This is a genomic window from Anaeromusa acidaminophila DSM 3853 (assembly GCF_000374545.1).
GTDB lineage: Bacteria > Bacillota > Negativicutes > Anaeromusales > Anaeromusaceae > Anaeromusa > Anaeromusa acidaminophila.
Genome location: NZ_KB894588.1, coordinates 1 through 19,544, shown reverse-complemented (window position 1 = coordinate 19,544; position 19,544 = coordinate 1). Strand labels below are relative to the sequence as shown.

Below are 19,544 nucleotides of genomic sequence, written 5' to 3'. Positions count from 1 at the left end.
AATGAGCGCTCAATTTACGTTAGCAGAAATAGTGGAAGCTACGGGAGGCACGGTGATACAGGGGGGGCGTGAGCAACAGTCTTGCGCTGGGGTTTCAACCGATACGCGCGCATTGCAGCAAGGTGAACTTTTTGTGGCGTTGGTTGGGGATTCCTTTGACGGTCACCACTTTTTAGCTAATGCAGTAGACGCCGGTGCGGCGGCTCTTGTGGTGCAGCGCGAAGAGGCGGTGCTGGAAAACGCATTGATTCCAGTGGTTTTGGTTGCCGATACGCGTAAAGCATTGCAGGATTTAGCGCGTTTTCATCGGCTTCGCTTTACCATTCCTGTTATTGCCGTAACTGGTTCTAATGGTAAGACTAGTACGAAGGATATGGTGGCGGCAGCGTTAGGAGCGCGGTTTAATGTATTGAAAACAAAGGGTAATTTTAATAACGAAATTGGATTGCCTTTAACATTGCTATCGTTGGAAGCTTGCCATGAAGCGGCTGTAGTCGAAATGGGCATGAGAGGTTTGGGACAGATCGCAGAACTAGCGGATATTGCCAGGCCGACGCAAGGAATTGTGACAAATGTAGGAGAAACGCATTTGGAACTTCTCGGATCGGTGGCTAATATTGCTAAAGCGAAGGCGGAATTGGTGCAGGCGCTTCCTAGTGAAGGCATAGCCGTATTGAATCAGGATGATGCCTTGGTGAGGTCTATGGCGGCGCAAGCGTCTTGTCGCGTAGTTTCGTATGGCTTGAGCGAAAAGGCTGACGTATGGGCGGCGGAGGTTCATTATTCCGCGCAAGGGATTCGGTATATTTGCTGCTATAAAGAAGAACGGCAAGTAATGGAGATTCCTGCAGTAGGCGTTCATAATGTCTATAACAGCTTGGCGGCCATAGCCATAGCAAGGGAAGTAGCTGGCTTATCGTTAGCGGATATTGCTGCTGCGCTGCGGCGCTATGAGCCGAGCGGCATGCGGTTTGAATTTGAACAGACGCCGCGGTATTTATTGGTTAACGATGCTTATAATGCAAGTCCTTTATCGATGCGAGCGGCGATTGACACTGTGGTTGCTATTGCGCAGGGACGGGTTGTAGCTGTTTTAGGAGATATGCTGGAATTGGGAGATGCGGCGATTGAAGCGCATCGAGCTATTGGCGCTCATTTGGTTAACTCCGGCATACGTCATGTTGTGACAGTAGGTCCTTTGGCAGGTTATATTGCTGAAGCAGCCAGACTGGCAGGAGCGGAAATTGCTTTGGCCTGTAATGATCATGGCGAAGCGCAATATGCCTTGCGAAGCATCTTGCGTAAGGGGGATACGGTGCTTGTAAAAGGTTCGCGCGGCATGCATATGGAGGCAATTTTAGAGCGCTTGCGTTGAAATCAAATAACAAAAACAGGGAGTCATTAAAAAATGATGGAATGGATTTTGCCGGGCCTTGCCGGCTTGGCGATTGTCTTGGCGGCAGGGCCAATATTGATACCAATTTTGCATAAACTGAAATTTGGACAGAGTATTCGTGAAGAAGGACCCCAGCGTCATCTAGCTAAAGCGGGAACGCCTACGATGGGCGGTTTGCTGATGCTTTTGTCTATGACGGTAGTTACTTTGCTTTTTGGCGGGTGGCGTCCGGAAGTACTGGTAGCGTATTTGGTTTTTGTAGGGCATGGTTTGATTGGTTTTAGTGATGATTATATTAAGGTAGTCTTGAAGCGAAACCTAGGCCTGACTGCTAAACAAAAACTTTTGGGACAGGCGTTGCTTGCTGCTATACTGGCGTATGTGGCGCAGGCCTATTTGCAGCGAGGTACGGAAGTATGGCTTCCGGGAACTTCACAGATGCTGGACTTGGGCTGGGGCTATTATGCCTTTTTATTCTTTATTCTTGTTGGCGCCAGCAATGCTGTGAATTTGACGGATGGCTTAGATGGCTTAGCAGCAGGAACTATGACGATTGCCAGTGTTTGTTATGCTGTTATTGCCGCTTACTTTGGACATGAAGGGCTTGGCGCATTTGCTGTGGCGTTAGCAGGTTCCTGTTTGGGGTTTTTACGGTTTAACGCGCATCCTGCGAAGATCTTCATGGGCGATACAGGATCGTTGGCCTTGGGCGGTGCACTAGCGGCTTTGGCTGTATTAACGAAGACCGAATTGTTGTTAGGGATTGTAGGTCTTGTATTTGTAGCAGAGGCCTTGTCGGTTATTTTGCAGGTGTTTTCTTTTAAAACGACAGGCAAGCGTATTTTTCGAATGAGCCCCCTGCATCATCACTTCGAATTGGGAGGATGGTCGGAACGAAAAGTGGTTTTGGTATTTTGGTTAAGCGGCGTAGGCGCGGCGTTGGCGGCGTTGGGCGTTTTGTGGATGAGCGGCTTGCGCTGACCAACAGGAGCAGGTAGGAGGAAGACGTATGGAAATAGCAGCAAAGAAGGCTGTTGTATTAGGGGCAGGCGTGAGCGGCGTAACAGTAGCCAAAGCGTTACGCCATGTACAGGCGGATGTAACGTTGGTGGACGGTAAAGAAGCGGAGCAACTGCCGGTAGAGGTTTTGAATTTGGCGAATGAAGGGATTCATTTGCAATTAGGCGCGGAAGCGGAAGAGTGTTTGGAAGGCGCTGATTTCTTGGTCGTGTCTCCAGGCATTCCATTAAAGGCGGCGTATGTTCGCAAGGCGCAGCAAAGGGGTATTCCGGTAGTTAGTGAAGTAGAGATTGCGTATCAGCTGTGTAAAGCCCCTATGCTGGCTATTACAGGTACGAACGGTAAGACTACTACGACGACTTTGCTGGGGGACATGATCAGGGCTGGCGGTTTTAAAACGGCGGTGGGAGGCAATATTGGCGCAGGTCTTTCAGAGCAGGTGTTGGATTTGGGCGCTAATGATATGGTAGTGGCTGAAATTTCCAGTTATCAATTGGAAAGCGTACAGGAGTTTCGTCCTTGTGTTGCAGCCGTATTGAATGTGACGCCAGACCATTTAGAGCGCCATGGCACTGTAGGGCAGTATAGCCGTGTAAAAGAGAGGGTCTTTAATAAGCAGGGCGCTGAAGATGTTGTCGTGCTAAATTATGATGACCCGATAACGCGTGAAATGGCCAAACGGGCTCCAGGGAGAGCTCTTTTTTTTAGTCGCTTAGAAGCGTTGCCGGAAGGCGCCTTTGTTCGTTCAGGGGAAATAGTGATTCGCTGGCAAGGGGCGGAAGTCTCGCTGCTCAATGTAACGGAGCTAGGCCTTCCAGGCGCTCATAATGTGGAAAACGTATTGGCTGCGGCGGCAATGGCGTATGTGGCAGGCGTTACTCCGCAGGTGATATGCCAAGTGCTGCGATCATTTGAAGGCGTGGAACATCGTATTGAATTCGTGGCTGAAGTTAACAAAGTAAAATATTATAACGACTCCAAGGCCACAAATCCGGAATCGACCATTAAGGCGCTAGAAGCATTTGATACCGGAATTGTTCTTTTGGCGGGAGGCAAAGATAAAAATACAGATTTGCAGGTTATGATGAAGTTGGTTAAGGAGAAGACTCGGCACTTAATTTTATTCGGTGCGGCGGCAGCACGTTTTGAAGAAGCGGCCCGGCAAGCGGGGGTGCAGCAAATTCACCTTGTTTCCGGCGTTGAAGAAGCGGTACAAGTGGCCCGAGGGTTGGCGAGACCTGCGGAAGTAATTTTGTTGTCGCCAGCTTGCGCTAGCTTTGATCAATTTTCTAGTTTCGAAGAGCGCGGGCGCTTTTTCAAAGACTGTGTTGCAGCTCTGGAGGCGGCAACAGGAGGGCAAGCATGAAGGTGGTATTGTCCGGCGGTGGAACCGGCGGTCATATTTATCCGGCGTTGACGATTGGCGAGGAACTTTGTCGTTTGCGTCCGGGAACGGAACTTTTGTATATTGGTACAGCAAGCGGTCTTGAAGCAGATTTGGTTCCTAAGGCGGGAATCCCCTTTGCTACTGTCTCTTCTCGCGGCTTGAACCGTAAAAATTTGCTTGCTAGTATGCAAGCGGCAGCAACCGCCTTAGGCGGCGTAGGGCAGTCTATACGGTTATTACGTCAATTTCGGCCACAGGTGGTTGTAGGTACTGGCGGCTATGTTTGCGGGCCGGTGCTGTTAGCGGCATTTCTGTTAGGCATTCCGACCTTAATACAAGAGCAGAACGCTGTTGCCGGTATTACGAATCGCCTCCTTTCCCATGTTGTCGATGGCGTGGCATTGGGGTACGCTGAGGCGTCAAGCCGTTTTTCCAGCCGCTGCTGCCAAGCGGTGACCGGCAATCCGGTACGACGCGAGGTGCTGACGGCGCAACGGGAGGAAAGCTTGCAGAAATTGGGCTTGAAACGTTCGTGTAAGACGCTCCTGGTAGCTGGCGGCAGTCGAGGCGCCCGCAGCATTAATCAGGCCATGCTGGAAGTGCACGCTTCCTTAGCGGTGAGGGAAGATGTACAAGTGTTGCACATTACAGGGAAGAACGAGTATAATAACGTAGTTGACGAACTGCGGCGACGTGGGCTTTATGAAGCTCCGCGCCTTTTTGTTCGTCCCTATTTGCATGAAATGCCAGCGGCCTTAGCGGCAGCAGATTTAGCGGTATTTCGCGCCGGGGCGCTGGGAATTGCGGAATTGACTGTACGCGGCATTCCGGCAATTTTAGTGCCGTATCCGTATGCGGCGGAAAATCATCAAGAATGGAATGCGCGTGTACTGGCTAATGCTGGAGCCGCCAAAGTGTTAGGTGATGCGCAATTGGAACAAGGACTTTTGCGAGAAAACGTGTTGACATTATTGGATGATTCACAGCAGCTGGCCGCCATGGCGGAAGCCAGCAAGGCGTTGGGACGTCCCCAAGCGGCTAGGGATATTGCCGAATGGGCTGTTAAATTGGCTAAGTAGCGCTGCTTAAAGCGGCAAGGAGGAAGAAGAACGTTGCTTTCATCAACAACTAAGTATCATTTTATCGGCATTGGCGGCGCAGGCATGAGCGCATTGGCTACCATTGCTTTGGAAAAAGGAATGCATGTATCTGGTTCGGACGCGCAGGATTCCGCTACCGTAGCTCGCTTGCGCGCAGCCGGGGCTGTTGTTCATATTGGTCATAAGGAAGAACATATAACCGGTGTAGGTGCAGTAGTTGTATCTACGGCGATTCATGCCGAGAATCCGGAACTTGCGGCTGCTCTTAAACAAGGTTTGCCTGTGTTGCATCGCGCCGATGTTTTAGCGGCATTTATGTTGGAACAAGATGGGGTCGGCGTAGCCGGGGCTCACGGCAAGACGACTACCACTTCCATGTTAGGATTGATTTTTGAACGATGCGGCGCAGATCCAACAGTGATCATTGGTGGAGACGTTGATTATCTGGCGAGCAATGCCAAATGGGGACGTGGCCGCTATTTGCTGGCGGAAGCGGATGAAAGCGACGGTTCGTTCCTCAAACTTTCGCCGCAGATGGCTGTCATCACCAATATAGAAAATGATCATATGGATCACTACGGCACAATGGAAAATGTGCTGCAGGCCTTTGTTGATTTTGTAGGACGCTTGCCTGAAACCGGTAAGGCCGTTGTCTGCTTGGATAATGAAAATATTCAAGCGATTTTGCCTCGTTTGAACCGTGAAGTAGTTACGTATGGTCTGGAACGTTCCGATGCGGAATACCGCGCCTTACATATTCGTATGGAAACCGGCTGCACTACTTTTGAGGTATGGCATAAGGAACAGTGCTTAGGAGAAGTAACTTTGACGGTTCCGGGACGGCACAATGTTTCTAATGCCTTGGCTTCTATTATCGTTGCTTTGGAAGCTGGGTTGCCTTTTGCGGGTGTTGCAGCTGCTTTGCTGGAATTTCGAGGTGCGAAACGGCGCTTTCAGACAAAATATCGTGATGAAAATGTTTGGATTGTGGACGATTATGCACATCATCCGACAGAGGTGGCGACCACTCTCGTTGCGGCACGGCAAACCCAGCCTAAACGGCTTGTTTGTCTGTTTCAGCCGCATCGGTATTCGCGGACGCAGTTGTTATATCGCGAATTTGGTGCGGCTTTTGGCGCGGCGGATGTGCTTGTGTTGACAGACGTGTATTCGGCAGGTGAAGCGCCGCTTCCAGGGGTGAACGGCGAGATGCTGTTCAAGGCCGTTGTGCCCAAAGAAGGTCAGAAAGTTTATTATGTGCAGGATAAAGCCGCTTTGGCGGATTTTGCGATGAAGCAAATGCAACAGGGTGACTTGATTATGACCATGGGAGCCGGAGATATTTGGCGAAGCGGCGAAGAATTGGCGACTTTATTACAAAATAAGTAGCAAATGTGTGTAACCAACTAAGCATCCCAAGAAAGAAGGCCGAGAAGGATGAAGGAAAAGAAAATTGCTGTAGTCATGGGAGGTCCATCTACTGAGAGGGAGGTTTCCCTGCGGACCGGCAACGCTATTTTAACGGCGTTACAGCGCTTGGGGTATCAAGCAGTGGGAATTGATCTGGAACCGGCGCGGATTGAAAAACAATTGGCTGATTGCGGGGCGGAAGTAGTATTTATTGCCGTTCACGGTAAATATGGCGAAGACGGGACTCTGCAAGGGCTTCTGGAATTAAAACAGCTGCCTTATACTGGTTCTGGCGTACTGGCCAGTGCGCTGGCGATGGACAAGGTAGCGTCTAAGATGATGTTTCAAGGCGCTGATGTGCCAACACCGCGGTTTGCAGTGCTACAAGACCAAGAGGATAAGGCTGCTTTGGCTCAGGCTGTTGTCAAACAATTTGGCTTACCTGTGGTCATCAAATCGGCTGCTCAAGGATCCAGTATTGGCGTGTGCATGGTGTACAAAGCGGAAGAAGTGCAGGCTGCCTTGGAAGAAGTATTTAAGTACGGGAAGACCGCGCTGTTGGAAGAGTGCATTGTCGGTCGAGAAATTACGGTTCCCGTGTGGTGCGATGCGGCAGGAGCCGAGGCCATGCCGGTTATTGAAATTGCCCCGAAGTCCGGCGTATATGATTACCAATCTAAATATACAAAAGGAGCTTCGGAATATATTGTTCCCGCCCAACTGCCGCCGCATGTAACTTTGATGGTACAACAGGCGGCGGTGCAGGCTTGTCAGGTTTTAGGATGCTTTGGCGTTGCCAGAGCGGATATTATGCTGGATGAAAAATTGCGCCCCTACGTATTGGAAGTTAATACTGTTCCCGGCATGACGGAAACCAGCTTGGTGCCTAAAGCGGCAGCGGCTGAAGGCCATTCTTTTGAAGCGCTGTGCGAGCGGATTTTATTGCAAGCGTTGACGCGGAAATAAGCAAGAGGACAAGCTGCGCTTCCTTATAAGAGGCGCGCTTGTCCTTTTACTGCACCAATACGTGATGTTTAGCGCCCAACTTTGGGCATAAGGTCTGGTGTGACGAATGACTTTTCTAATGGTATAATCGTTATAAAATGATAAATTAGAGTAGGAGTCGATGCTATGGGCGCAGGGGCTGTTTCTCCCAAGAGAAGGTTTCGCTTTTGGCCGCTGCTGCTTTTGGGCTTGCTTTTTTGCTTTCTTGGCTTTGGCGGTTTGTGGCTTAGCGGCTCTTCTTGGCTGGCTCTAGGGCATATAGAAGTTGAAGGGTTGCAGGAGCTTTCTAAAGAGGAACTTTTGGTAATCGCGGGAATTGGGGAGCCGGTCAATTTGCTGCGAGTAAGACCGGAACTTCTGCAACATCGTTTAGAGCAAGATTTGCGTATTCGCCGGGCGGAAGTGGAGAGAAAGCTTCCTTGGAATTTGCGTATTGCTGTGGAGGAAAGGCGGCCTTTGGCGTATGTAACGGCGGCGTATGGTATTTTAGCAATAGATCGTGACGGTACGGTGCTTCATGTGCAGCGATACCTTAAAGATATGCGATGGCCCTTTATTACAGGCATTTCTGCGGGGCAAGAGTATATTGGCGATAAACTCAGTCAACCTCAGGTGATTATGGCGCTGCAATTTTTAGATCGTTTGGATGCGCAAACATTAGAGAAAGTATCGGAAGTGCATTTTTTATCTTCCGAGAGAATGCAGTTATATTTGCTTTCAGGAGCGAAGGTCCGCTTAGGTGATGGGACGAAAATGGCGGAAAAAGCGCAACGAGTAAAAGAACTGGTAGAACAATTAGGAGATAAGTTGGAACGAGTAGATTATTTCGATGTCAGTTTTGCGACACCGGTAATCAAGTTCAAGCCATAGCGCTTGAAAAGAGGAAACAGATGAAGGGAGTCAAGAACGGTGTTGTCAATTAAACAAGGGCAATGGGCCATTGCTTTGGTTTGTTTTATCTTGGGCATTATGTTGGCAGTGCAGTTTAAAACAACGGAAGATATGCGGTCCGTATTGTCGGTGCAGCGAGTAGAAGATTTATCGCAAAGGTTGCTGCAAACAGAGAAGGAACGAGATGCACTGAACAACCAGGTAAAGGAGTTACGCGAACAAGCTCTCGGAGGGCGGACTTCGAAAGAAATGCAGTTGATCCAGATGGGCGCAGGCGTTGTTGATTTGACAGGACCTGGCGTTGTGGTAACGATCAATGACAGTAAGCGGCCATCTAAACCGGGAGAAAATCCGAACTTATATGTTATTCATGATGATGATATCCTTAAAGTGATTAATGAACTTTGGGCGGCCGGAGCGGAAGCCATGTCGATCAATGAGCAGCGGCTGATTGCTTCTTCGGAAATACGCTGCGCCGGACCGACACTGTCGGTGAATAATACCCGTTCATCAGCGCCTTATGAAATTGTTGCTATAGGCGAACCTAAAACATTGGAAAATGCTTTGCGCATGCGCGGCGGCGTTGTTGAAACGCTGCAGTTCTGGGGGATTCAGGTAACTATCAAGCAAACGGAACGCGTAGCGGTTCCCGCGTATAAAGGCGCGTTTCGGTTTGAATATGCCAAACCGGCTAAGGAAGGGGGCGCACAGTAATGTACCTCCCGATTGCAGGCTTATGTTTGGGCTTATTTGTGGGTTCTCTGATACCAGGGACGGTTCCGGTTGAATATGCCAAGTATATGTCGATTGCCTTGTTGGCGTGTTTAGATACCGTTTTTGGAGGCTTGCGCGCCGGAGCGGATGAAAAATTCGACAATAGCGTATTTGTAACTGGTTTTTTTACTAATGCGTTAATGGCGGCTGGTTTGGTTTATATTGGCGAACGCTTAGGCATTGACTTGTATTATGTCGCATTATTGGCCTTTGGTTTGCGGATATTTCAAAATTTGGCGATATTACGCCGCTATTTTCTGAAAAAGTAGCTTCCGTAAAGAGGAAAATGGAAATACCGTGTGGAAGTAATTATAAGTTTTTTCGCATGCAGCAGGGCGTTTAGCCTTGACGTAAGGAGGATTTTCGTTCATGTTGGAATTTGACATGGAGTTGGAGCATCTAGCAACCATTAAAGTAGTAGGGGTAGGCGGCGGCGGAAACAATGCCGTCAATCGCATGATTGCAGCAGGATTGAAGGGCGTGGAGTTTATTTCCGTAAATACCGATGCTCAAGCTTTGCTGCAGGCACAGGCGCCTTATCGTATCCAGATTGGGGAAAAGCTGACCAAAGGCCTAGGCGCGGGCGCTAATCCGGAAGTTGGTGATTTAGCCGCTCAGGAAAGCCGCGAAGAGTTGATTAAGGCCTTGCGAGGGGCCGATATGGTGTTTGTGACCGCTGGCATGGGCGGCGGTACTGGAACTGGCGCTGCGCCGGTTGTTGCCGAATGTGCTCGAGAAGTAGGAGCTCTTACGGTCGGCGTAGTTACAAAGCCGTTTTCTTTTGAAGGGAAGCGCCGCTTTAAGCAAGCGGAAAAAGGAATTGCTAATTTAAAAGAACGCGTGGATACGCTAATTACAATTCCGAATGATCGTTTGATGCAGGTAGTCGATAAGCGGACGCCCATTATGGAAGCCTTTCGGATTGCCGACGATGTATTGCGGCAAGGTGTTCAAGGCATTTCTGATTTGATCGCTGTTCCTGGTTTAATTAACTTGGATTTTGCCGATGTGAAGACGATAATGAGCGATACCGGCTCGGCGTTGATGGGAGTAGGCGTTGCTGCGGGAGAAGGACGAGCCATTGCGGCGGCGGAAGCGGCTATTAAGAGTCCTTTGTTGGAAACTTCCATTGATGGAGCCAAAGGAGTACTGCTGAATATTACCGGTGGTACTAATTTAAGCTTGTTCGAGGTTAACGAGGCGGCGGCTATCATTGAACAGGCCGCAGATCCGGAAGTGAACTTGATTTTTGGTGCTGTCATTGACGAAACTTTGCAAGATGAAGTCAGGGTTACGGTTATTGCGACCGGTTTCGATCAACGCTCGGCGCGGTCTGTACAAGTTGGCGGTAATGAAGGCAAAAAGGAACGAGTGGGACAAGTTCCTGACTTTAGCCTAGACGTGCCGGTCTTCATGCACAAGAGGTAATTCGCAAAGAGCATGGGACTCCCATGCTCTTTTTTCTTAAATGAGAGCCACTGCAAGGGTAGGGAGTATGCTAGGGGGAACAAAATATGTCGTCGATTTCAGAACGCCTGCAGGCGGTGGAAGGGAGAATCGCGAAGGCGTTGGCCTCTCGCAAATCCGAAATCGAGCAGCCAGGACCGGTTTGCCTAATTGCTGTGAGTAAAAACCATGCTGTTGAAGCAATTGAAGAAGCTTTAGAAGCGGGACATTCGGTGTTTGGTGAAAATCGGGTCCAAGAAGCTTTGCCTAAAATAGAACATATTGGCGTTAAGGCGCAATGGCATCTAATTGGTCATTTGCAGACTAATAAGGCCAAACAAATCGTTGGAAAAGTTGCGCTGATTCACTCCGTAGATAGTGAACGGTTGTTGCAGCAAATTGAGCAGGAAGCGGCTAAACAAGGTGTTTGTCAGGAAGTATTGTTGCAGGTGAATGTTTCAGGTGAAGAAAGTAAATTTGGTATGGAACCGAGTAAAGTATGGGAACTTTCTAGGCAGGCTGCGCAATGGCCGCATGTGAAAATAAAAGGCTTAATGACGATTGCTCCCTTAGCAGAGAATGTTGAGTCGGTGCGGCCTGTATTTCAGGAAGGTTATAGCTTATTTGCAGCTTTACGGGCGGCGTTACTGCCGCATTGTGAGTGGCAGTGGCTTTCCATGGGCATGAGTAATGATTTTGAGGTTGCCATTCAAGAAGGCGCCAATATGGTGCGTGTCGGTACGGCGTTATTCGGAGCTAGGCAATATGCTCCAAAGGAGGAAGGTTAGATGAAATTTATAGAAAAAGTGTGCGGCACATTGGGATTGATCGAGCCGGGAGACGCTAAGGAACAAGAACAACAATCGCAGCAACCTGCTGCTGAAGAACGTGCGCCGCGCAGCGCCAGACCTTCTGCGGTACAGAATAATGTGGTTAATTTGCCGAATACCTCCATGGGGAGCGCAGCGGCTGCTTCTAAGCAGATGAAGGTCATGGTTGTAGAGCCGGCTGCCTTTGATGATGTACAGCATGTGGCGGATTATTTGAAAAATCGCAAACCGGTAGTCGTTAATTTTGAAGGTACCGATAAAGACGTAGCTAAGCGCATGATTGATTTTATGAGTGGCACCACCTATGCATTAGGAGGCAGTATTCAAAAAGTGGGACATCATATTTTCCTTTGCGCGCCTGCTAATGTGGATGTTGCTTATACCTATGATGATCAGGATAGGACGGTTGTACCATGGATGAACAATTAAAACAGGTTTTGCAAGGCAAGACGATCGGCTTTTTAGGAGGAGGAGCTATCGCCGAAGCATTGCTGAGAGGCCTTCTGGATAAGGAAATGGCAGCGCAAGAAGATTTGCTTGTATTTGACACCTCGGAAGAACGCTTGCAGGTGTTAGAACAAACCTATGGAGTACGTGGCAGTGAAAGCGCGGCTGCCCTGACAGGGGCTGCAGATATTTTATTTCTAACGGTCAAACCGCAAGTGCTAAAGCAAATTATTTCTACGTTGGCGTTGGCTACAAAATCGACGACGTTGATTTTGTCTGTTGCGGCCGGGATTCCGTTAGATTTTTTGGAAAGCCATTTTCGCAAGCATCGTGTTGTTCGGGTCATGCCTAACACTCCGGTAGCGGTGGGAGAAGGCATGACTGCGTTTGCCTTGGGCAGCCGTGCGGACCAAGAGGCGGACCAGGCGGCTAGGGCCGTATTTTCCGCCGTGGGGCGCGTGGAAAAAGTGGATGAAAACTTGTTGGATGCTATCACTGGCTTGTCTGGCAGCGGCCCTTCGTATGCCTTTCTTATGATTGACGCCTTAGCGGATGCTGGCGTACGTGTCGGCCTTTCTCGGAAAAACGCTATTCTTATGGCTGCGCAGACTTTGTTGGGCGCAGCGAAAATGGTGGTGCAAACGGGGCAGCATCCGGCTGTTTTGCGTGACATGGTTGCCTCTCCTGGAGGAACTTCCATTGCCGGTTTACATGCCCTGGAAAGCCATAATGTACGCGCCGCTTTAATTGACGCAGTAGTAGCGGCAACGGAGCGTTCCAAGGAAATGGGGAAAGGCAATTCGTGAATAATCGGGAAAAAATTTTACGGTATTATAAAAGTAGCGGCCAGGATATTTTAGCCGCTAGATTGCTTGATTTGGCTGAACAAGCTCTTCGCTCGCGTCGGTTTCGAGTCAGTGATTTTCTGGATCCTGCCGGAATTTCCGTAGCGGAAACCGTGGCAGCCCAGTGGGAAGGAAAAATACGACTTGAGCTGCAAGGCGGTTATGAACGGGCGGAACGTGTTAAAGCTGCGTTTGTATCTGCGGAATATTACGGCGCAGTCGATTTTGGCTTGAGGGCGATTGCTGTTTCTTGGGACAAGCGTTATGAGCGCCTTTCGCACAGGGATGTTTTGGGAGGCTTGCTGGGAGTAGGCATTGAGCGTGAGGTCTTGGGAGATATCTTGATGACCGGCGAAGGCTGTCAGGTGTTGACTGATGCGCCTTTGGGAGATTATTTATTGCAGCAGCTGTCTTATTTAGGCGGCGCTCAAGTGAGTACCAAGGAAATTTCTTTAGCAGAGCTTGAGCCTAAAGAGGAAACCGTCAAAGAAATTAAAACGACGGTTCCTTCTTTGCGTCTGGATGTGGTGGCGGCTTCCGGGTATGGCGTATCCAGGAGCCGGATGGCTGAAGAGATTAAAGCCGATAAGCTGCGGGTTAATTGGCAACCGGCCAAAGGCGGTTCGCAGAGTGTGCAACAGGGAGATGTTCTTTCTTTGCGCGGTCGAGGCCGCGTGGAAATTGTTGAAATCCTAGGGGAGACGAAAAAGGGTCGTTTGAGTCTGCTGTTACGACGATATTTATGAATGCAGCAATTAGGGGGACAGGAATCATGCTTACGCCGTTGGATATTCAGAACCAGGAGTTTCGCAAAGCTTTTAGAGGTTACAACGAAGCTGAAGTCGATGAGTTTCTCGAGCAAGTTCTTCATGACTATGAAGAACTGTATCGAACTAATATAGATCTGCGTGAAACAACAGAGCGGTTGAAGTCGCAGATACAGTATTTTCAAAACCTGGAAAATACATTGCATAATACCTTGGTTGTAGCGCAGGAAGCGGCGGAAGAGGTCAAGGTTAACGCTAGGAAAGAAGCGGATTTGCTTCGTAAGGAAGCGGAAGTGGAAAGCCGGCGAATTATTGATGAGGCTAATGCCCAACTACAACGGATTCAGGCCGAATGTGATGATCTGCGTGCGCAAGGACAGCTGTTTCGTTCACGCATGCGCATGTTAGCCCAATCCCAACTGGATTTGTTGGAGGAAAAGGAAGCAAGAAGAGAACTGGCTGAATAGAGGTCCTTAATGACCGGTACATTGCTTTTTGGGTAAAACTTGTGTATAATGTGTTTCAAATATGCAGAATCGGCAATGAAGGAAACAGTACGCATGCAGGTGGAACGCAGCGAACCGGGAAGGGTGGGAGCCCGGCTGAAGCAGTGTGCGGAAGATCATTCTGGAGCTGAAAACGGCTATAATGTGTCGTTTTCCGTATGACACGCGTTACTGTGTCCGCAAGCGGCCGCTATGGCGGTCACAAGGGTGGTACCACGGGAAAATAGCCTCTCGTCCCTTTCCGGGACGGGGGGCTTTTATGTATTTTGGAGGTGCAGGAAACAGTGGATTATAGCAAAACTCTTAATTTACCGGAAACTCAATTTCCTATGCGAGGCAATCTGCCTCAACGCGAGCCGGAAATCATTGATTTCTGGCAAAAGAACGATATTGATAAAAAGCGCGTGGCGCGTCGCGCCGGCAAAGAGAAGTTCATTTTGCATGATGGACCTCCCTATGCTAACGGTAATATTCACATTGGTCATACCATTAATAAAGTCTTAAAGGATATCATTATCAAATATAAGACACTGCGCGGTTTTCAGGCTCCCTATGTGCCTGGCTGGGATACCCATGGCCTGCCGATTGAGCATGCAGCCATTAAAAATTTGGGCTTAAACCGTCATGAACTAGACCCGCTGCAACTGCGTCAGGAATGCAATGCATACGCCCACAAATGGATTGATGCCCAGCGCAGCGATTTCAAACGTTTGGGCGTTTGCGGCGACTGGGATAACCCTTATGTGACCTTGAAGCCAGCTTATGAAGCCAAGCAAATTGAAGTGTTTGGCGAAATGGCGAAAAAAGGCCATATTTATAAAGGACTTAAAACCGTATACTGGTGCGTGTCTTGTGAAACAGCGCTGGCGGAAGCGGAAATCGAGTATGCTGAGAAAAAATCGCACTCTATTTTCGTGAAGTTTCCTTTGGTTGACGCGAAAGGGAAGCTGCCTGCCGGCGTAGATGCCTCGAAAACGTATGCGGTCATTTGGACGACGACGACCTGGACGCTGCCTGCTAATGCGGGGATTGCCCTGCATCCGGATATCGAGTATGCCTGGGTGAAAGTGGATGAAGAAGTGTATCTGCTAGCTGCAGAATTGGCGGAGCAGGTAGTTCAAGCAGCTAAAAAAGAGAACTTTACCATTTTGGAACGTTTTAAAGGCAGCGATGTGGAAGGCTTGATCTTCCATCATCCCTTCTTGGAACGCCAAGCTCCCATCGTGCTGGGCGAGCATGTCACGTTGGAGCAAGGCACCGGCTGCGTGCACACGGCGCCGGGACATGGTCCGGAAGACTTTGAAGTCGGTAAGAAATATGGTTTGCCTGTTATCAATCCGGTGAATCCTAGCGGCGTATTTACGGAAGAAGCCGGTCCTTTTGCGGGCATGCAGATCGAAGACGCCAATGTGCCCATTATCAAGGAATTGGCAGGCCGCGGCTTGCTTTTGGCCAAAGGATCCATTCGTCACCAGTACGCCCATTGCTGGCGTTGTAAAAATCCGGTAATCTATCGAGCTACAGAACAGTGGTTTTCTTCGGTAGCCGGCTATCGGGAAGAAGCGTTAGCCGCTATTCGCGACGTCAAATGGTATCCAGGCTGGGGCGAAGAACGCATTCACAATATGGTGGCGGATCGTCAAGACTGGTGCATTTCCCGGCAGCGGGTTTGGGGCGTGCCAATCCCGATTTTCTATTGCCGCGAGTGTAATGAACCGCTGATTAATGATGACACCATTCATGCCGTGTCGTCTCTTTTCGGACGGGAAGGCTCGGATGCTTGGTGGAAGTATGACGCCGAAGATATTTTGCCATCAGGAACGACTTGCCCCAAGTGCGGACATGACCACTTCCGCAAGGAATCGGACATCATGGATGTTTGGTTCGATAGCGGCTCTAGTCATGCAGCGGTATTGGAACAGCGTGAAGAGCTTGCTTGGCCAGCGGACATGTACTTGGAAGGTAGCGATCAGCATCGCGGTTGGTTCCAGTCTTCCTTGCTCACCTCCGTGGCTACGAGGGGACGAGCTCCTTATAAGGCCGTATTGACACATGGCTTTGTTGTGGACGGTGAAGGCCGCAAAATGAGCAAGTCTGTTGGTAACGTCATTTTCCCGGAACAGGTCATCAAACAATACGGCGCCGATATTCTGCGTCTGTGGGTGGTTTCCGCTGACTACCAGGGAGATGTGCGTATTTCCAATGACATTCTCAAACAACTGGCGGAAATTTATCGCAAAATCCGCAATACTTTCCGCTATATGTTGAGCAATCTTAATGATTTTGATGCAAATCAGCATGCAGTTGCTTATGAGCAACTGAGCGAGCTGGATCGCTGGGCGCTTTTGCGTTTGGAACAAGTGCGGGAAAAAGTGACAGCGGCGTATGATCGGTATGAATTCCATACGCTGTATCACACTATTCATAATTTCTGTACCATTGATCTCAGCTCCGTGTATCTGGATATCATTAAAGACCGCCTCTATGCGGAATTGCCGGATGATCAGCGTCGTCGGGCGGCGCAAACGGTTATGCATAAGATAACCATGACCTTGTTGTCGCTGGTGGCGCCGGTCCTGACCTTTACTGGCGAAGAAATTTGGCGGTACCTGCCCCAGCAAAGCGGTCAAGAACCTTTGGAGAGTATTCAATTGAGCGAGTGGCCGGAAGCCTGCCCGCAGCATCTGGATGAAGCGCTGGACGCTAAATGGACTAAGCTTCTCGCGGTGCGCAGCGATATTATGAAGGCTTTGGAACAGGCTCGACGCAATAAGGATATTGGTCATTCGTTGGATGCCAACCTGGTTGTGTATACAGCAGAAGAAAATCTGGCGCTTCTTTCCGGCTTGACTGCCGGTGAACTGGCTTCCTTGACCATTACTTCCGGGGCGGAAGTAATGCCTTTGGCAGAAGCTCCGGAGAACGCCGTGCGTAACGAAGCCGGCGATATGGCGGTGCTTGTGCAGCCAGCTAAAGGTGAAAAATGCGAACGTTGCTGGATTTACAGCCAGTCAGTCGGAGAAAATGAAGAGCATCCGACTTTGTGCGCGCGCTGCGCTGCGGTATTAAGCAAATAAACTAAGGGTAACTGGAAAAAGCAAAAGGCTTGAAAAAGAGAGTCTGGCTCAGCCGGACCTCTTTTTCTTTGCCTTTTGCTTGATTTCCCTGTACAATAAAATAATTAAGGAACCAAGTGGTTTTAGTGGCAGGAGAGAATGTATTGAAGGTGTTTGTTTGGGGCGTGGCGCTGGCTATTGCCGATCAGTTGCTAAAAAAAATATTTTCCGGGACTATGCAGTTAGGGGAATCCATTCCTGTGCTGCCTGGCATTTTTCATTTAACTTATATTCAAAACCCGGGGGCAGCCTTTGGGCTTTTTGAAAACCAGACCTTGTTCTTTATTGTTATAGCCGCATTTTTACTGGCTTTTCTAGCTTTTGCCTATAAAGAGCTGGCGGCGCAAGGTATATGGGTTCGATTTGGCATGAGTTTGCTAGCTGGCGGTGCGGTAGGAAATCTGTTAGATCGAGTTCGTTTTGGGGCTGTTATTGACTATTTAGATTTTCGTATTTGGCCTATTTTTAATCTAGCTGATATTGGCATTTGCCTGGGAGCGGCTCTGATTGTTTGGGGCTTGCTGCGGGAGGAAGGACGGGAAACGTCAGAATGACTGAAGATAACACAGCTCAGCTATGGAAGGTGGAGCCGGAGCAGACTGGCTGCCGTCTTGATGTTTTTTTAACAGAGCGTTTGGAGCAGGCTTCGCGCAGTCATGTGCAAAAGGCTATAGCTGCTGGCGCTGCAACAGTAGACGGCCAAAGCGCCAAGGCGAATCTTAAACTTAAAGCGGGCCAGGAAATTTGCTGGCTTGAACCGCAGCCGGAAGCGTCTTCCTTACAACCGGAAGCGCTGCCTTTGGATATTGTCTATGAAGATGCGCATGTAGCAGTGATTAATAAAGCGCGCGGCATGGTCGTTCACCCGGCAGCGGGAAATCATCACGGAACATTAGTACATGCGCTTTTAGAGCATTGCAAAGATTTATCCGGCATTAACGGAGAGGTTCGCCCTGGTATTGTGCACCGTCTTGACAAGGATACCTCAGGTTTGTTGGTGATAGCAAAGGAGGATGCGGCGCATCTTTCCCTGGCGAAGCAGATCAAAGAGAAGACGGCTACACGCAAGTATTTGGCGATTGTTCACGGCGCGGTCACCGTAGAGCAAGGAATTGTCAAAGCGCCTATCGGTCGGCATCCTAAGGACCGTAAAAAAATGGCGGTAACCTTCGACAACAGCAAAGAAGCGGTTACTCATTTCAAGGTTATAGAGCGTTTTACAGAATATACGCTGTTGGAATGCCGTTTGGAGACGGGCCGGACGCACCAGATCCGGGTCCATATGCAATATATTGGGCATCCTGTAGTGGGAGATCCGAAATATGGCCGTTTAAAGCCGTATTTTGCCCATTTAATCCAAGGCCAGGCGCTGCATTCGGCGCAATTATCTTTTACCCACCCTCATTCGAAAGAGGTTCTTTCTTTTGAAGCGCCTTTGCCGCAAGATATGCAAAGCATACTAAAAGAACTGCGGGAGCAATTTGCGATAGGAGGAGTCGAGTGATGAGAAAGATTCAAGACAAAGCGGTTATCATGGACAGTCAAGGGGTGCAGCGAGCGCTTACTCGTATTGCCCATGAAATTATTGAGAAAAACAAAGGCGTGAAAGATGTTGTCTTACTCGGCATTCGTACGCGCGGCGTGCCATTAGCGGAGTATTTGGCAGGGGCTATTGAAAATATCGAAGGCTATCGTCCGCCTATCGGTCTTTTAGACATTACTTTGTATCGGGATGATTTGTCGACCTTAGCGTATCAGCCGGTAGTGCATGGTACGGAAATCCCGTTTGACTTGAACGGAAAAATTGTAGTACTGGTTGATGACGTGTTATATACGGGGCGTACCATTCGGGCCGCTTTGGACGCAGTGATCGACATGGGGCGCCCTCAATCCATTCGCTTGGCTGTATTGGTGGACCGCGGCCATCGGGAACTGCCGATTCGCGCTGACTATGTCGGTAAAAACGTACCTACTTCCTCACGGGAAGTGGTCAGCGTACAGCTGGAAGCTTGCGACGGCATTGAACAGGTGGTGATTCGGGAGTTTGTGGATTAGGAGAACTTGTTGGGCACGAAGGACGAACAAGAGAACGGTGTGACAGAGAGATAACGGAAAAAGCTGTCCGGTTTGGTGTGCACCCCGTCAATAGGACAATTAAAAACATAAAGATTTTCTATACAGCTCATCCAGTTGGATGGGCTGTTTTTCTTATGCAGCACTGTAGTGTTCATGGTATTCATAAGGTGTCATAACGCCCAGCTTTCGTTGCAACCGTTCAAAGTTGTAGTAGTGAATATAGCTACGGATTGCATGTATCAATTCCGTTCTGATAGCGTAGAATTAAGTTCGCAAAAGTGAAAAAGGAAAAGCCATCGAAAACTCCGAAAAGGTAAGTGCTAGCAAACCCAAAGGAGTGTGTAATCGATGGCTTACCAAAATTCTACCGTACCTTTCGAAAAAATGCTAATGAAATTTGTGTTGGACGAAGAACCCATGTTATCTATGCTCAAATGGCTCTGTGAACGGCTTATGGAAGCCGAAGTAGAAGGAAAGCTTGGCGCTGAAAAATCCGAGCGTAGTGAAGGACGCCAAGGATATCGCTCC

At 49.2% G+C, this 19,544-nt stretch carries 21 protein-coding genes and 1 pseudogene; 21 read left to right on the top strand and 1 reads right to left on the bottom strand.

What is annotated here, in order from left to right; genetic code table 11:
- The first annotated feature begins 1 nt into the window (after position 1).
- From C508_RS0106260 to pyrR, 20 genes are all read left to right on the top strand, one after another.
- The gene (locus tag C508_RS0106260) at positions 2 to 1,375 is read left to right on the top strand and encodes a UDP-N-acetylmuramoyl-tripeptide--D-alanyl-D-alanine ligase (RefSeq protein ID WP_018702693.1); all 1,374 of its coding nucleotides are present in this window, start codon (positions 2 to 4) and stop codon (positions 1,373 to 1,375) included.
- 33 nt (positions 1,376 to 1,408) lie between these two features.
- Positions 1,409 to 2,377, top strand: a complete 969-nt coding sequence (gene mraY, locus C508_RS0106255; RefSeq protein WP_018702692.1) for a phospho-N-acetylmuramoyl-pentapeptide-transferase — start codon at positions 1,409 to 1,411, stop codon at positions 2,375 to 2,377.
- A gap of 28 nt (positions 2,378 to 2,405) precedes the next feature.
- Positions 2,406 to 3,782, top strand: a complete 1,377-nt coding sequence (gene murD / locus C508_RS0106250; protein ID WP_018702691.1) for a UDP-N-acetylmuramoyl-L-alanine--D-glutamate ligase — start codon at positions 2,406 to 2,408, stop codon at positions 3,780 to 3,782.
- Entirely contained in the window at positions 3,779 to 4,882 is a 1,104-nt protein-coding gene (gene murG / locus C508_RS0106245) for an undecaprenyldiphospho-muramoylpentapeptide beta-N-acetylglucosaminyltransferase (protein WP_018702690.1), read from the top strand. Before murD ends, murG begins: the two co-directional genes overlap by 4 nt.
- 33 nt (positions 4,883 to 4,915) lie before the next feature.
- Positions 4,916 to 6,292, top strand: a complete 1,377-nt coding sequence (gene murC, locus C508_RS20685) for a UDP-N-acetylmuramate--L-alanine ligase (RefSeq protein WP_018702689.1) — start codon at positions 4,916 to 4,918, stop codon at positions 6,290 to 6,292.
- Between the two features lie 48 nt (positions 6,293 to 6,340).
- On the top strand, positions 6,341 to 7,279 hold the full coding sequence (locus C508_RS20680) for a D-alanine--D-alanine ligase (RefSeq protein ID WP_018702688.1): 939 nt from the start codon (positions 6,341 to 6,343) through the stop codon (positions 7,277 to 7,279).
- Between the two features lie 165 nt (positions 7,280 to 7,444).
- A complete protein-coding gene (locus tag C508_RS0106230; RefSeq protein WP_018702687.1) occupies positions 7,445 to 8,188 on the top strand; it encodes a cell division protein FtsQ/DivIB in 744 nt (247 codons plus the stop codon).
- A 39-nt stretch (positions 8,189 to 8,227) separates the two neighbouring features.
- On the top strand, positions 8,228 to 8,923 hold the full coding sequence (locus tag C508_RS0106225) for a DUF881 domain-containing protein (protein ID WP_018702686.1): 696 nt from the start codon (positions 8,228 to 8,230) through the stop codon (positions 8,921 to 8,923).
- Positions 8,923 to 9,252: a small basic family protein gene (locus tag C508_RS0106220; RefSeq protein ID WP_018702685.1), complete on the top strand. Its 330-nt coding sequence runs from the start codon at positions 8,923 to 8,925 to the stop codon at positions 9,250 to 9,252. Before C508_RS0106225 ends, C508_RS0106220 begins: the two co-directional genes overlap by 1 nt.
- Positions 9,253 to 9,352: 100 nt before the next feature.
- The gene (ftsZ, locus tag C508_RS0106215; protein WP_018702684.1) at positions 9,353 to 10,411 is read left to right on the top strand and encodes a cell division protein FtsZ; all 1,059 of its coding nucleotides are present in this window, start codon (positions 9,353 to 9,355) and stop codon (positions 10,409 to 10,411) included.
- A gap of 86 nt (positions 10,412 to 10,497) precedes the next feature.
- Positions 10,498 to 11,217 carry a YggS family pyridoxal phosphate-dependent enzyme gene (locus tag C508_RS0106210; RefSeq protein ID WP_018702683.1) on the top strand — a complete coding sequence of 240 codons (720 nt, stop codon included), beginning with the start codon at positions 10,498 to 10,500 and terminating at the stop codon, positions 11,215 to 11,217.
- Positions 11,218 to 11,688 (top strand): cell division protein SepF, encoded by a 471-nt coding sequence (locus C508_RS0106205; protein ID WP_018702682.1) that lies wholly within the window; start codon positions 11,218 to 11,220, stop codon positions 11,686 to 11,688.
- On the top strand, positions 11,673 to 12,512 hold the full coding sequence (gene proC, locus C508_RS0106200) for a pyrroline-5-carboxylate reductase (protein ID WP_018702681.1): 840 nt from the start codon (positions 11,673 to 11,675) through the stop codon (positions 12,510 to 12,512). The genes C508_RS0106205 and proC overlap by 16 nt, the downstream gene beginning before the upstream one ends.
- The gene (locus C508_RS0106195) at positions 12,509 to 13,297 is read left to right on the top strand and encodes a YlmH family RNA-binding protein (RefSeq protein WP_018702680.1); all 789 of its coding nucleotides are present in this window, start codon (positions 12,509 to 12,511) and stop codon (positions 13,295 to 13,297) included. Before proC ends, C508_RS0106195 begins: the two co-directional genes overlap by 4 nt.
- Positions 13,298 to 13,323: 26 nt before the next feature.
- Positions 13,324 to 13,785, top strand: coding sequence for a DivIVA domain-containing protein (locus tag C508_RS0106190; protein ID WP_018702679.1), 462 nt, complete (start codon positions 13,324 to 13,326; stop codon positions 13,783 to 13,785).
- A gap of 75 nt (positions 13,786 to 13,860) precedes the next feature.
- A complete protein-coding gene (locus C508_RS20815) occupies positions 13,861 to 13,986 on the top strand; it encodes a hypothetical protein (RefSeq protein ID WP_280641810.1) in 126 nt (41 codons plus the stop codon).
- Positions 13,987 to 14,108: 122 nt separating this feature from the next.
- Positions 14,109 to 16,901 (top strand): isoleucine--tRNA ligase, encoded by a 2,793-nt coding sequence (ileS, locus tag C508_RS0106180; RefSeq protein ID WP_026319397.1) that lies wholly within the window; start codon positions 14,109 to 14,111, stop codon positions 16,899 to 16,901.
- 149 nt (positions 16,902 to 17,050) lie between these two features.
- Complete coding sequence (gene lspA / locus C508_RS0106175; protein WP_039796982.1) at positions 17,051 to 17,494, top strand: signal peptidase II; 444 nt, start codon at positions 17,051 to 17,053, stop codon at positions 17,492 to 17,494.
- The gene (locus C508_RS0106170) at positions 17,491 to 18,444 is read left to right on the top strand and encodes an RluA family pseudouridine synthase (RefSeq protein ID WP_018702675.1); all 954 of its coding nucleotides are present in this window, start codon (positions 17,491 to 17,493) and stop codon (positions 18,442 to 18,444) included. Before lspA ends, C508_RS0106170 begins: the two co-directional genes overlap by 4 nt.
- A complete protein-coding gene (gene pyrR, locus C508_RS0106165) occupies positions 18,444 to 18,995 on the top strand; it encodes a bifunctional pyr operon transcriptional regulator/uracil phosphoribosyltransferase PyrR (RefSeq protein WP_018702674.1) in 552 nt (183 codons plus the stop codon). The genes C508_RS0106170 and pyrR overlap by 1 nt, the downstream gene beginning before the upstream one ends.
- 153 nt (positions 18,996 to 19,148) lie before the next feature.
- On the opposite strand, the gene C508_RS20905 is transcribed toward pyrR, so the two are convergent.
- Positions 19,149 to 19,259: an IS3 family transposase gene (locus C508_RS20905; RefSeq protein WP_169342519.1), complete on the bottom strand. Its 111-nt coding sequence runs from the start codon at positions 19,257 to 19,259 to the stop codon at positions 19,149 to 19,151.
- Between the two features lie 105 nt (positions 19,260 to 19,364).
- Here C508_RS20905 and C508_RS17960 point away from each other — a divergent pair.
- Positions 19,365 to 19,544, top strand: a pseudogene (locus C508_RS17960) (IS256 family transposase); the annotation flags it as partial.